At 26.2% G+C, this 11,847-nt stretch carries 15 protein-coding genes; 11 read left to right on the top strand and 4 right to left on the bottom strand.

Annotation, left to right across the window (positions count from 1 at the left end; translation table 11 throughout):
- Nucleotides 1-30 precede the first annotated feature (30 nt).
- From D3Z33_RS04515 to D3Z33_RS04495, 5 genes are all read left to right on the top strand, one after another.
- Nucleotides 31-1,149, top strand: coding sequence for a PD-(D/E)XK nuclease family protein (locus D3Z33_RS04515; RefSeq protein ID WP_160196599.1), 1,119 nt, complete (start codon nucleotides 31-33; stop codon nucleotides 1,147-1,149).
- A gap of 3 nt (nucleotides 1,150-1,152) precedes the next feature.
- Complete coding sequence (locus D3Z33_RS04510) at nucleotides 1,153-1,341, top strand: hypothetical protein (RefSeq protein WP_160196598.1); 189 nt, start codon at nucleotides 1,153-1,155, stop codon at nucleotides 1,339-1,341.
- A 141-nt stretch (nucleotides 1,342-1,482) separates the two neighbouring features.
- Entirely contained in the window at nucleotides 1,483-1,644 is a 162-nt protein-coding gene (locus D3Z33_RS04505; RefSeq protein WP_160196597.1) for a hypothetical protein, read from the top strand.
- 128 nt (nucleotides 1,645-1,772) lie between these two features.
- Nucleotides 1,773-2,270 carry a Swt1 family HEPN domain-containing protein gene (locus D3Z33_RS16895; RefSeq protein ID WP_160196822.1) on the top strand — a complete coding sequence of 166 codons (498 nt, stop codon included), beginning with the start codon at nucleotides 1,773-1,775 and terminating at the stop codon, nucleotides 2,268-2,270.
- 602 nt (nucleotides 2,271-2,872) lie between these two features.
- On the top strand, nucleotides 2,873-3,823 hold the full coding sequence (locus D3Z33_RS04495) for a DNA cytosine methyltransferase (RefSeq protein WP_160196596.1): 951 nt from the start codon (nucleotides 2,873-2,875) through the stop codon (nucleotides 3,821-3,823).
- 87 nt (nucleotides 3,824-3,910) lie between these two features.
- Here the strand turns inward: D3Z33_RS04495 and D3Z33_RS04490 are convergent, their stop codons facing one another.
- Nucleotides 3,911-4,057: a hypothetical protein gene (locus tag D3Z33_RS04490; RefSeq protein WP_160196595.1), complete on the bottom strand. Its 147-nt coding sequence runs from the start codon at nucleotides 4,055-4,057 to the stop codon at nucleotides 3,911-3,913.
- 266 nt (nucleotides 4,058-4,323) lie between these two features.
- On the opposite strand from D3Z33_RS04490, the gene D3Z33_RS04485 reads away from it, so the two are divergent.
- The 3 genes from D3Z33_RS04485 (at nucleotide 4,324) to dcm (ending at nucleotide 6,889) form a co-directional block, all read left to right on the top strand.
- A complete protein-coding gene (locus D3Z33_RS04485; protein WP_160196594.1) occupies nucleotides 4,324-4,815 on the top strand; it encodes a hypothetical protein in 492 nt (163 codons plus the stop codon).
- Between the two features lie 648 nt (nucleotides 4,816-5,463).
- Nucleotides 5,464-5,676, top strand: a complete 213-nt coding sequence (locus D3Z33_RS04480; RefSeq protein ID WP_160196593.1) for a hypothetical protein — start codon at nucleotides 5,464-5,466, stop codon at nucleotides 5,674-5,676.
- Nucleotide 5,677: 1 nt separating this feature from the next.
- Nucleotides 5,678-6,889, top strand: a complete 1,212-nt coding sequence (gene dcm, locus D3Z33_RS04475) for a DNA (cytosine-5-)-methyltransferase (protein ID WP_160196592.1) — start codon at nucleotides 5,678-5,680, stop codon at nucleotides 6,887-6,889.
- Nucleotides 6,890-7,094: 205 nt separating this feature from the next.
- On the opposite strand, the gene D3Z33_RS04470 is transcribed toward dcm, so the two are convergent.
- The 3 genes from D3Z33_RS04470 to D3Z33_RS04460 are packed head-to-tail and all read right to left on the bottom strand — an operon-like array spanning nucleotide 7,095 to nucleotide 9,819.
- Nucleotides 7,095-7,721 carry a BglII/BstYI family type II restriction endonuclease gene (locus D3Z33_RS04470; protein WP_160196591.1) on the bottom strand — a complete coding sequence of 209 codons (627 nt, stop codon included), beginning with the start codon at nucleotides 7,719-7,721 and terminating at the stop codon, nucleotides 7,095-7,097.
- Nucleotides 7,722-7,738: 17 nt separating this feature from the next.
- Nucleotides 7,739-8,422, bottom strand: a complete 684-nt coding sequence (locus tag D3Z33_RS04465) for a hypothetical protein (protein WP_160196590.1) — start codon at nucleotides 8,420-8,422, stop codon at nucleotides 7,739-7,741.
- On the bottom strand, nucleotides 8,419-9,819 hold the full coding sequence (locus D3Z33_RS04460) for a Sau3AI family type II restriction endonuclease (protein ID WP_347561213.1): 1,401 nt from the start codon (nucleotides 9,817-9,819) through the stop codon (nucleotides 8,419-8,421). Before D3Z33_RS04460 ends, D3Z33_RS04465 begins: the two co-directional genes overlap by 4 nt.
- A 261-nt stretch (nucleotides 9,820-10,080) precedes the next feature.
- Between D3Z33_RS04460 and D3Z33_RS04455 the strand changes: the two genes are divergently transcribed.
- The 3 genes from D3Z33_RS04455 (at nucleotide 10,081) to D3Z33_RS04445 (ending at nucleotide 11,403) form a co-directional block, all read left to right on the top strand.
- Nucleotides 10,081-10,389, top strand: a complete 309-nt coding sequence (locus tag D3Z33_RS04455; protein ID WP_207708348.1) for a hypothetical protein — start codon at nucleotides 10,081-10,083, stop codon at nucleotides 10,387-10,389.
- Between the two features lie 315 nt (nucleotides 10,390-10,704).
- Nucleotides 10,705-10,896, top strand: coding sequence for a hypothetical protein (locus tag D3Z33_RS04450; RefSeq protein ID WP_207708347.1), 192 nt, complete (start codon nucleotides 10,705-10,707; stop codon nucleotides 10,894-10,896).
- A 30-nt stretch (nucleotides 10,897-10,926) separates the two neighbouring features.
- Entirely contained in the window at nucleotides 10,927-11,403 is a 477-nt protein-coding gene (locus tag D3Z33_RS04445) for a hypothetical protein (RefSeq protein ID WP_160196587.1), read from the top strand.
- Nucleotides 11,404-11,847: the final 444 nt, after the last annotated feature.

Genomic DNA, 11,847 nt, shown 5'->3' with positions numbered 1-11,847 from the left:
ATATTATAATTATTTAATAGGAGGAATTTTATGAAGCCCAATCTCTTTACTTATGCAACAAGTGAGCTTTCCCAAGATGCTATTATATGCTGGATAATTGATTGGATAAATTACGATGATTGTGAAATGAAGAAATTTGCATTAGATTTCATTAAAAAAATATTAGAATTACATACTACAGAATTCGATGAACAAAAAGTAGATAAAGTAAACTTAGCTAAACAATATAAGAATATAGATATATTAATTAATTTATACTTTAGTTCAGGTAAAATACTACCTATAATTATTGAAGATAAGACTAATACATCAATGCATAGTAAACAACTTGAAACATATTTAGGTAATATTGTTGATGAGAACAAAGATAAGTATAAGTATTGCAATCCAATTGGTGTATATTATAAAACTGGTTATATTTATGACTATGAAATAGAAAAAACTAAGAACACTAATTACAAGATATTTTCAAGAAAAATGATGCTTAATTTAATGAGTAAATATAGTGACAATATAGATAATGATATCTTTCTTGACTATTATAAACATATAGAAAAACTGGCTTTCAATGAAGAAAAATTATCAAATATTATACAAAAAGATAATATATCACAAAGAAATGAATTACTTAAAACTTATGAAGGGCAATGGATGTTTATGAAGCTTATATTCAATAACATAAAGGGTTCACTATCCCATGGTTCAAGTAAAGGTCGACCTTGGACTCACTTTAATTTCTTACAAGAGTATAACTTTAAAGAACTTCCAGATAAAATGTTCTATCGCTTAGATTGTAGGAAAGAAGGTTATTATTTATCTTTAAAACAATATCTTTATCTCGATGAAAGTAAATGTACTGATTACTTTAATGAACTTAATAAATCAGACATTCTTGAATATAAGAAAAAGAGATTAGAAAGGTTGAGAAGGTGTTTCGAAATTACTTTAGAAGTTCTGGAATCGAAGGAAGGGAAATCATTAGTTAAGGGTAAAGTAAGTAATAGAGGAAATAATGAATCAGAAATAGGTGTGTTTTTTATTAACGATAAAAATACATTCCATAAGTTTATTAGATGTATTCCTAAGTTTCATAAATTCTTTTTATATGAAATAGAAAGAGAATTTAACATTCTATATGAGAGAGGTTAGATTATGAAACACATGGAAATGAAATATATTTTTCTAAGAAAAGGTAATGAAAGTAAAAAGAATGATGGTACAAGCCAATCATTAACGAAAATGTTAACTCATTTGTTTGATAATGTTTCTGAATCCTCATTTGATGTAAAAACAGATAAGGTATACTATTTAATAAAGTATAAAACAACTAACAAAATGTGAAAGAATATAATTTACTTAAGTTTTAGAACTGAGGGAACACTCAATCAATGTGCAAAAAGGTTAGATGAAGCTAATAGGATATTAATTAAAGGTGCTCACAGAAAAGATTATAATATTATTACATCATTTGATGGTGTATCTATGTATTATTGTAATAAAATATATCCTAAAATAAATTTATTTGAAAGAAAAATAAGAGAGTTTATTTTGATTATATTAACCAAGTCTTTTGGAGTTAATTGGTATACTAAAACTGTAAATGATGATTTGAAATCAGAAATAAAAAACAAACAAAAGGAATGAGTGAAAGTGAACTAATTGAAAAAGCTCTACATGAAATGACTATGTATCAGCTTGAAACTTATTTGTTTATACCATATAGAGAGTTGGATGCTAATTAATTATTAGAAAATGAGCTATCACAAAAACAAATAAATGAGAAGTCAAAAGATGAAGTATTAAAGATATTAGAAAAATGTCGGGCTAAAAATACATGGGATAGATTTTTTGAATGTAAAATAGAAATAGATAATTTACAAAATAAACTTCAAGAGGTTAGGGATTATAGGAACTATGTCGCTCATAGTAAGAATTTTCATAAGGATAATTATGAGAAATTTAATACATTACTCAATAAATTGATAAAGCAAATTGGTAAAGCTATTTCTGATATTGAAACGAGAACATTTAGTGAAAGTAATATAAGTGACAGTATAGTTGTATTTGCAGAGGCTATGAGATTATACTCTAATAAATTTTCTATAGAAATGGCTCCTATAGTAAGACAAATTTCTAAAATGACAAAGGAAATGAGCAAAATGCCAATGAGGGAGATAAAATTTAATATTCCACAAAAAGAGTTAAGTAATTTACTACAATCTCAAGTTACTACTCTTAATAATCTAGATAATAATGACGAAGATGAGTAAATAGAAAAATTATTAACTAAAATTATAATACTTACTTTCTAATTAAGCTTATTATAATTTATATTTCAAGTGTAACAAATGGCTAATCCGAATATTTATAGCAGAACAATATGCGAAAGATAGTAGATATGAAATAGAAGTAAAAGAAATTCTAAAGATATTCACAATGAATAAGAAAGGAGTATATTCTATCATGTAGCATTGAACAGAGCAAAAGACTTCATATGTATTGCATCAAAGTCTTTAAAAACTTGACAGGTGGAAAAGTTAAATGAGTTGGGGATAAAACAAATATAAAAAGTACTAATTTTACATAATTGATATTTTTAGATAAGTAATAGTGAAGATAATTATTGGTGCAAAATAATATATGGGATAAATAAGGAGGCAAAGTATTGGTTCTATTTATAATTAAATATTTACAATTTATTAAGCATTGAAAAATAATGCTTACTTTTTTATTTTAAATAACTACAACCCTTAAGAACTTACTAATAATAGAACAAAAAGTGAAGTGTGTTCTCTCAGTGAATCGTTATATTTTTTTTTATTTCATCTATGATATGAAAAATCAAAAATCATATTGCGAGAGGAGATAGAAGATGAGGGAAAAATACACAGCGATTTCATTGTTTTGTGGAGTAGGGGGAATAGACCTAGGTTTTAAAAGTGCAGGAGTTAATGTTATATGGGCAAATGACTCTGATAAGAATGCTTGTATTACTTATAGGGAGAATTTTAAAAACATTTTAATTGAAAAAAACATTGAAGACATTAGAACAGATGAAATACCATATGCAGACATTATTTTATTTGGATTTCCATGCACCTCTTTTAGTATTGCAGGATACCGAAAAGGATTTAATGATGTAAAAACGGGGCATTTATTTTTTGAAGCTTTACGAATAATAAAAGAAAAACAACCAAAAGTTTTTTTCATAGAAAATGTTAAGAATTTATTATTCCATGATAATGGGGAAACATTTATGATAATAAAAAATTCATTAGAAGAGGCAGGGTATTATTTGAAATATCAAGTTTTAAATGCAAAGGACTATGGGAATATCCCACAGAATAGAGAAAGAATATTTGTTGTAGGTTTTAAGAATAAAGAAAATTATGATAAGTTTTGTTTTCCAGAGCCTATTAAATTAACAAGAACAATATCTGATATAACTAAACCAGATGAAATAAAAGAGAAGAAGTACTATTATGAAAATAGTAAATACTATCCTATATTAAAAGAAAGAATTAAAAGAAAAGATACAATATATCAATTTAGACGAAGTTATGTAAGGGAAAACAAAAGCAATTTATGCCCTACATTAGTAGCTAGTATGGGTACCGGAGGTCATAATGTTCCTTTGTTAATAGATAAATATGGTATTAGAAAATTAACACCAAGAGAGTGTTTTTCATTTCAGGGATTCCCGGAGAATTATAAACTGCCTGATATAGCAAATTATCATCTTTATAAGCAAGTGGGGAATAGTGTCGTAGTGCCAGTCGTGGAAAGAATAGCAAAATGTATTGTAAATGCCTTAACTCAATAAAAATAGAAAGTATAGTTAAATTATGAAAAGAGAATTTTTATATTTATGTACTAAGCCCCCTATCTTGGGGGTTTTTAAATATAAATATTAAGCAGAGATTAATTCTTGTTCAGTTTTATAACTTTCTTCTAAATGTTTCTGTAGAATGTCACAAAAGGTGTTATTTAAATTTTCAATAGCTTCTTTAGAAGGTTCATTTCTTTTGATTATAATATAATTGATTTTTTCACTCAATTTTAATACCCTTTCCTGAACACAGGTTTTCAATTTTTTTATTATGAATGTCCAGCCATTTAGAACACTCCCTTTTCATATTATTTACTACTATTCCTTCTTGTAAAATAATATTATAATTCTTAAATTAAAAGGTCAATAGATAATGTGTTTGATACCTTGGAAAAAATTATATTTTGATTAATGTTTTAGTTGTAGAAAATATGACTTTGCATATAATCATATAAATAAAAAATACAACTATCACACCAAAGGAGAAAATACTAATGTACCTACAATATGGAATTATGGAAATAATGATTGGAGAAAAGAAAATAAATCTACCAGAAGAGATAATTATAAGTTTACAGAAAAGAGGTAAGAAGAGTAAGAACTTTAAGTTTGATGCATCAGATAATTCATTATATATTTATTGTCTAGAATGTAATGAATTTCATAAAGTCTATTTTTACGATATGAAAAAAGAAAAATGGATATATACAGAGCAGTTTAAAATGTCTCAAGAAAGAGGTAAGGAAAAGAGAAAATACTTTGGAGGAAGTTGTAAAAATACTTCTCTAAATCAAAAAGATAAGAAAAATAATTCATTAGAAAGAATAAAAACCACTCTATTTTTAGAGAAGGATTTATTTAACTATTTAAGCATTAGAAGTGCATGTAGCAACCAAAGTCGGACGGATTTAATTAATAGTATTATAAGAGAAGAAAAGAGAAAAAATGAATTAGTTGATTATATCCCCAAGCATTTATTAAAGTAAGATAAAGACAGTATAGATTGTTATAATAGTAGTTATATAACAAAATTTATTACTTAATGTCTACTTAGATGTCAAACAAATTTAGATATAAAGTTATTAAAGCATTGATATTATGGGGATTTAGAATTAAGAATATACTAAAAGATGCATATCAGTTTTCATTCCTTTAAAGAAAAGTAAACTTATATAGAATAGGAGGTGATTTTATAAAAATAATAGATGGAATGCAATATTATACCTTAAGAGAAGTCTCCAGAATGGTTCAAAAATCTAAACAAACTATTTACAATTATTATAGATATTCGACTGAATTAGAAGGTAGAGGAGAGAAAAGAAAAGGTTAATTCCTAAAGGAATAAACCATCTAGATAAACAAGGCACTATCTACTATACACCAGAAGATATAAAGGCTTTAAAAAGATTTATTAGATATAAAAAAAATGGAATAATGAAGGATTATAATAATAGAGTGAATAAAAGATATAAATATAATCCTAAAAATAAATATGTAGATGATTTAATATAGAAAGAAATGTAATTACATTTCTTTTTTTTATTTAATTACATAAAACTTGAAAAAGAGGGTTGAAAATTCAAGATAGAATTGTTATAATGAGTTATATATAATTATAATTGAAGGTGATATATTTGTCTAAGCATAATTGGGGTGGAGTTAGAAAAGGAGCAGGAAGAGCTCCTTTGAGTGAAAATGAAAGAAAAAAAGGTGCAAAAATATACATAACGGACAATATAAAAAAAGATATTATGTTATACGGTAATGGAAAGAATTTCTCCGAAAAAACAGTAGAAATTATAGAGTGTGAATTAAAAAAGAGAAAGATTGAAAGTGGTGAAAAATAAGATGAAGAAAACTGTTTGTGAACTGTTTGCAGGTGTAGGAGGATTTAGAATAGGACTAAATGCTTCTTCTCAAGATTGGAATTTTGTTTGGGCAAATCAATATGAACCGAGTAGAAAATCTCAGCATGCGTTTGAATGTTATATTAAACACTTTGGAAATAATAAAAATCATGTTAATATGGATATTGCTCAAATCGATAAAAAAGATATTCCTGAGCACAATCTATTAGTAGGTGGTTTTCCATGTCAGGATTATAGTGTAGCCCGTACAGGTGCAAAAGGCATTCAAGGGAAGAAAGGAGTATTGTGGTGGGAAATTAATGAAGTATTAAAAGAAAAAAAACCTCCATTTGTACTTTTAGAAAATGTGGATAGATTACTTAAATCCCCATCAAAGCAAAGAGGTAGAGACTTTGGTGTTATGCTTGGTTGTTTTAATTTATTAGGTTATTCCGTGGAATGGAGAGTTATTAATGCTGCCGAATATGGATTTCCACAAAAAAGAAGAAGAGTATTTATCTTTGCTTTTAGAAATGATACTGAATATGCAAAGAATATTGAAGATGATAAACTTAAACACTGGATGCATAATGTGGGATTTTTTCAATCACAATTTCCAATAGAAGATAGTGATTCTTCAAATAAGGATATCAAAAATATTGATTTTGATTATAATGATTTAGTTGATATATCTGATAACTTTAGTTGTAAATTTATGAATTCCGGTGTTATGAGTAATGGAAAAATATATACTGAAAAAACTAAACCTAAATACAATGGCCGGTATACCACTCTAGGAGATGTGCTTGAGAGAAAGGTAGATAATAAATTTTACTTAAATGGGGCACTAGATGAGTGGAATTATATGAAGGGCTCCAAAAGAATTGAGAGAGTTAGTAAAGAAGGACATAAATATATTTTCTCTGAAGGAACTATAGCATTCCCAGACCCAATTGACAGACCTTCTAGAACAATGCTAACGAGTGAATCTTCTAAAAATAGGAGTACACACATTATACAAGACCCAGAAACAAATAAGCTGAGAAAAATTACTCCTACAGAAGCAGAAAGGCTAAATGGGTTTCCGGATAATTGGACTAATACTGGAATGTCACAAAAGTTTAGATATTTTTGTATGGGAAATGCCCTTGTTGTAGGACTAGTATCGAAGATGGGCGAAGAGTTAAATACAATTTTTGCAAATGAAAAATAAAGAACCATATGGTTCTTTATTTTTCATTAAATTTAAAGTCTGATTACTCTCTAATAATAGCATTATTCAAAATATGTATTAGTCAAATATAAATATTTAGTTTATCATCAAGTAACTTATCATGCTTTATATTATAATAATTCTGGTTTGATGAGGGATAGAAACTAAATTTGATATCGGTATTCACATATTGTTAAGATATTCATCATAGCTTCAAATCTGTAAACCTTTCAATTACTCCAATGTTTTTACCATTTATTTTATGTTTCTTTACTCGAAAAGTCTGTGGTGCTTTTAAACCTATAATTACCATAGGAACTGTTAAAATATCATTCATTGGGGTTAAATATCTTAAGACTTTTTCATATTCTCCACAGGCACCATCAAAAGCACCTTGTTTTTTCATATCTTTTGTTGCGGTAATAAGTACACCAACCTTTGTTTGAATTGCTTTTTCTATATGGTTTAATTCGCTTGCCATAACGGGCTTTAACAAATTCCATGCAATGGCTTCTCCATGATTAAATGCTACTTCGATAGAAATTTTATCTTTGGCAAAATCTAAACGCCATCTTTTGTTCCTGTACTTAGTTGCTTGAAAAATTGGACTTTCTTTATTCCATCCCCGTTGCAAAAGGCGTTCTTTTATAAGGTTATTTATTGCTTTAGAAATGCTCATGGAATTGGCACAATGCTGATTATAGTAGTTAATAATATCTTCTTCACTTATTGTATCTAATGCTGTAGTGATATCTTCCCAAAGATGTATAAATTCATCTTCATTTTTCATTAAGGATAGTCCATAGCGATGTGAGTGTTTTAAGTATTTCATAAATACCTCCTGTTTATTTATAATTTTTCTAATTTAAACTTTCTTGCAAGCGAGTGATATTCTAAAAACTTTTTCCAAATTATTATGTTTATAGGTTTTTCAGTGTAAGAAGTAGAGATGTAGAATTTAAATTTCTTAGTTTCATTATATATTTTATTAGTAGGGTCTTTGCGTATAATAGTACAAATGTTATGTAATTCTGATTTAGACAAGTTATATTCATCTTTTAAAACACTTAATAATTCAGATTTCTTGATGAACCAAATTTCCATATTACAAAAGTCTTTTGATTTTATAACTCCTTGCCATAGTTTTTGATTTTCTCCATATTCTTTAATTAATTTATTATATTTCTTATCTATTATATTAGGCCATATTAAAGCATAAAAATCAGTTATTTTACTATTATCCAGAAGCCATCCATCATGGGTGTTTTTATATTTATCTAAGTAGGATAGTTCAAAAGCAAAGGTGGGGAGATGTTTATTTAGATAGTGAAGGCTACTTTTTTCATCTATAGTTATGGTTTTATTGTCTTTTGTATGTAAAATAACATCTACACCTTTCCGTTGCAATGATTTATCATAAATTCTCTCAAAATTTAGAATATAATTTTTTTTAATAAGTTGGGGGTAAAAGTTTACATCAAGAAATTTAGCAAGTTCATTTTCGGAATTTAAATCATTCTTAAAATTGCTCAATTGATTTCCTCGCTTTCATCATTAAGAATTTGCCTTAATATATATGAATTATTTAACCAAAAACATTGTTTTGTATACTCACCCCCATTGGGCAAAGGGTATGTATCTTTTTTATTTCTAGCATGAGGTCTAACATGTAGAATAGAACTTGAAGAAGCGGAAGGCAGGTTATTAGTAGTTCGTTTTCCAACTTTTTTAGTTCTGATTCCTTCTTTGATTATACTAATAGTTTTTTTCCATACTTCTTTAATTTCATACTCCAAATCATTGTGAGGTACATTCCAAAACATACATTTTTCTAATCGTAAATCATTAAATTTATCAAATCTATATATAACAAAGAGAAATCTAGTATTTAAAAACATTTCTCGTAAAGTTGATGACTCCCAGTCTTCATTAATTATTTCTGTAAATTTAAATGTAGGAAAGGACATATGCTCTTTAATGGTACCTTTTTGATTTATTCTAATAGTTTTAATTTTTATATTAGCCTTTTCAAATTCTTCAATGTATTTTCCTTCTACTCCTAAGATAGATTTAGTTATATCAGCCACATAACTTTTACTAGTAGGGTTAGTATTTACATCGAATTCATTAGCTAAATTTGCTATTGACTTACCTCTATGATAATTTATTTTATCTATTACAAACTGTTCAAATGTAATATTATCTAATACACGGATATCTTTGATTACAGAGTCATCATAAGTTTTTTTACCTTTTATTATATAATCATTAAGGATTTGAGTAAGATATCCTTGTTTTAAGGAAAATGCTCTTTGTTTTGCCATGATATTATTAAAAGGCTGTTCTCTTACTGACTTACTGCTAGCACCCTTTGTACATGCTCCAAGATAATTAGTATCTCCTTCAGACAACTCATGGGCCTTACCATTTCTAATTTTATTCACTATAGTATTCCAGTCATCTCTAATAATTTTCAGGTCTTTTTCTGGGAACTGGAACAATTGTACATAATCAATAGTGAAATCTAGCCTTTGTACACCTTTTTTATAGTGATAAAAAACCAACAAAAGTAAGGAGTTCTTCTGGAGAAAAGAACTAGTATCGAAGGTTTCTAGATATATTTCATTAAAATTTATAATGTTTAATACTAATCGTTCTTTAGCTCTTTTTTTATTAGATTTATTTATCACATAACCTGTTACTTTGAGTTCTACACCGGCCTCTTTAAAATCAGGATTTTTATCACTATTCAGCTCATATAAAAAATAATATTTTTCTAATAGTTGACCTAGTCTTCCCTTATTTTTAATTTTGCTTTTTTTTGCTTCTCCAATAACATCCTCAAATGTTTTTCCAATTAGTTTCTTTGCATAAGATTCTATAGAAATAGGACTTGTCTCATCATAGAGTAAATTCTTTTTTATATTCACTTTATCTACTTCCTTTCACTAAATTAATCCTACCATTATATAGTACTACATAATAAAGAAAAAGAAAAATTTATAATAAATATGAAATATGTAATGTAGCACTAACTTAAGAATCTTTTAAAATAATATTATTTTTATTAATTTTTTAAGAAAACTCAAATTTTAGTTGTTAAAAGTATAAAGGTGTATATAATTTATAGAATAATAAAAAAAGGAGACCTTTATTGGGTTATATAAAGATGAGAGGGGATATGTAAAAAAATGATGGAGAAATTACTAAGACTAGAAAATAAATTAAGTTCCTTTGAAAGTCAAGTGGTGGTGACAAATATACTTCAAAATATAAATGATTATCAAACATTAAATGCATGGCAATCCTTCGGTAGTCCAAATATGAAAGTATATGCTAATATTGTGGAAAGTTTTTACAAAAATGCTATAAATGGTATTGAATTGTTAAATCAGTTGTGTATTGTATATAAAAGTGACTTGTTGTTTGAAGGTGATATAAAAAATAAAAAAGAAGTAGATACTTTTATTAAGGATTTAATCATTAGTAGATATTTTTAATTTGAAAAGGATAAAAGAGCACAGTGCTCTTTTATCCTTTTCTATAATGTTCAGTAGTAGCCAGTGTAATAATAATGTTAGTGATATATTCAATATTTAAAAAAATGATATATTTATAGATAATGGATAAAACTTATATATTTTATTATATAAGGAGTTGTTGGATAAATAAGAGTGTTTGCATAATGGTTTAATTTCAAAAAATAAAATACTAACAGTGAAAATCAGTATATAAGAAAAGAGAGATAGTATCCGTGTCAGGATATGTATAAGGGCTGAAAAATTAATAACATTAGAGTGAGGAAGGTAGGCATGATGAGAGAAAATGATATAAAAAAAGTTGCAATATATCTGAGAAAATCAAGAGGAGATAAAAATAAAGAGAAAGATATATTATCTAAGCATCGACTTAAATTAGTAGAATATGCAGAAGAAAAGAAATGGGAGTATGTAATCTATCAGGAGGAAATAACATCTGTGAAAGTATGTATTAATATTAATTTTTAAAAATATATTTGAATTTGTGAGGAAAATAGGATGAATAAAAATATAAATAGAAATGAAAGTTTAAAATGGGCAAATGATACGAAAAATCTTGAAATTGATGATATAATTATAGTGTCTAACAATTCTTTAAGAGGGGTCTATGGTATTTTTGTAAAGTCCCAGCTAGATAAAGATGAAAATAAAAAATGTATATATGTAGGTTGGTCTGATAATATTTATTTAAGGATGTTTAGTTCTAATGGTCATATTACTAAATTAAAAAAAGGGATTCATTCAAATAAAAGTCTAGTAAAGGCTATGAATAATGGAGATAAAATAATAATAAAAATATTAGAAAAAGTTAAATTAGAATTCGATAATTATTATAAAGATATTCAAAGGTTAACATCAATGGAAAACAAATGTATTGATTTTTACCAAAGTAAAGGCGAATGTCTAGAACAAGTTCCAGAAGGGAAAGTAATGTCTAAAGATAAATGGAATGATAAGAAATTACAAAATCAATAAGCCTTAAATATAACTTATATATACTAGTATTTAACTAAATAAAAAAAATTATAATACAAACATTGACTGAGATTGATATATAATATAATATTAAAATAAGTAATAAATATATTTTTAATTATATATTTAATTATATATTTAATTATTATTTATACTTATAAAATTTATGAAAAATAAACAGTTGGGGAGAAAATTCAATTGGAAAAAAATATAGTTAAGTTTTTTAATATATCAATATATTTTATAAAAAAAGAGACTTTATTCTTATATATATAAGAATAAAGTCTCTTTTTTTGTTGACTATAAGCAATAAATCAATTTAGTTGTCACAAATTGATTTATAAATATTTGAATATATTGTTATTTAATTATATATACTCACAAACATTAAGTTAATATTTTATAGTAAATAAATTTTAGGGGTAGAACTGATTTTTTATTTAT

This window comes from Senegalia massiliensis (genome assembly GCF_009911265.1).
Classification (GTDB): domain Bacteria; phylum Bacillota; class Clostridia; order Tissierellales; family SIT17; genus Anaeromonas; species Anaeromonas massiliensis_A.
Note: the sequence above shows the minus strand (reverse complement) of the source record. Positions and strands in the feature narration are given on the sequence as shown.

What these genes read in the sequence shown, in the direction of transcription:
- D3Z33_RS04515 (WP_160196599.1), top strand. Translation starts at nt 31, where the DNA reads ATGAAGCCCAATCTCTTTACTTATGCAACAAGTGAGCTTTCCCAAGAT.
- D3Z33_RS04510 (WP_160196598.1), top strand. Translation starts at nt 1,153, where the DNA reads ATGAAACACATGGAAATGAAATATATTTTTCTAAGAAAAGGTAATGAA.
- D3Z33_RS04505 (WP_160196597.1), top strand. Translation starts at nt 1,483, where the DNA reads ATGTATTATTGTAATAAAATATATCCTAAAATAAATTTATTTGAAAGA.
- D3Z33_RS04495 (WP_160196596.1), top strand. Translation starts at nt 2,873, where the DNA reads ATGAGGGAAAAATACACAGCGATTTCATTGTTTTGTGGAGTAGGGGGA.
- D3Z33_RS04485 (WP_160196594.1), top strand. Translation starts at nt 4,324, where the DNA reads ATGTACCTACAATATGGAATTATGGAAATAATGATTGGAGAAAAGAAA.
- dcm (WP_160196592.1), top strand. Translation starts at nt 5,678, where the DNA reads ATGAAGAAAACTGTTTGTGAACTGTTTGCAGGTGTAGGAGGATTTAGA.
- D3Z33_RS04470 (WP_160196591.1), bottom strand. Translation starts at nt 7,721, where the DNA reads ATGAAATACTTAAAACACTCACATCGCTATGGACTATCCTTAATGAAA.
- D3Z33_RS04455 (WP_207708348.1), top strand. Translation starts at nt 10,081, where the DNA reads ATGATGGAGAAATTACTAAGACTAGAAAATAAATTAAGTTCCTTTGAA.
- D3Z33_RS04450 (WP_207708347.1), top strand. Translation starts at nt 10,705, where the DNA reads ATGAGAGAAAATGATATAAAAAAAGTTGCAATATATCTGAGAAAATCA.
- D3Z33_RS04445 (WP_160196587.1), top strand. Translation starts at nt 10,927, where the DNA reads ATGAATAAAAATATAAATAGAAATGAAAGTTTAAAATGGGCAAATGAT.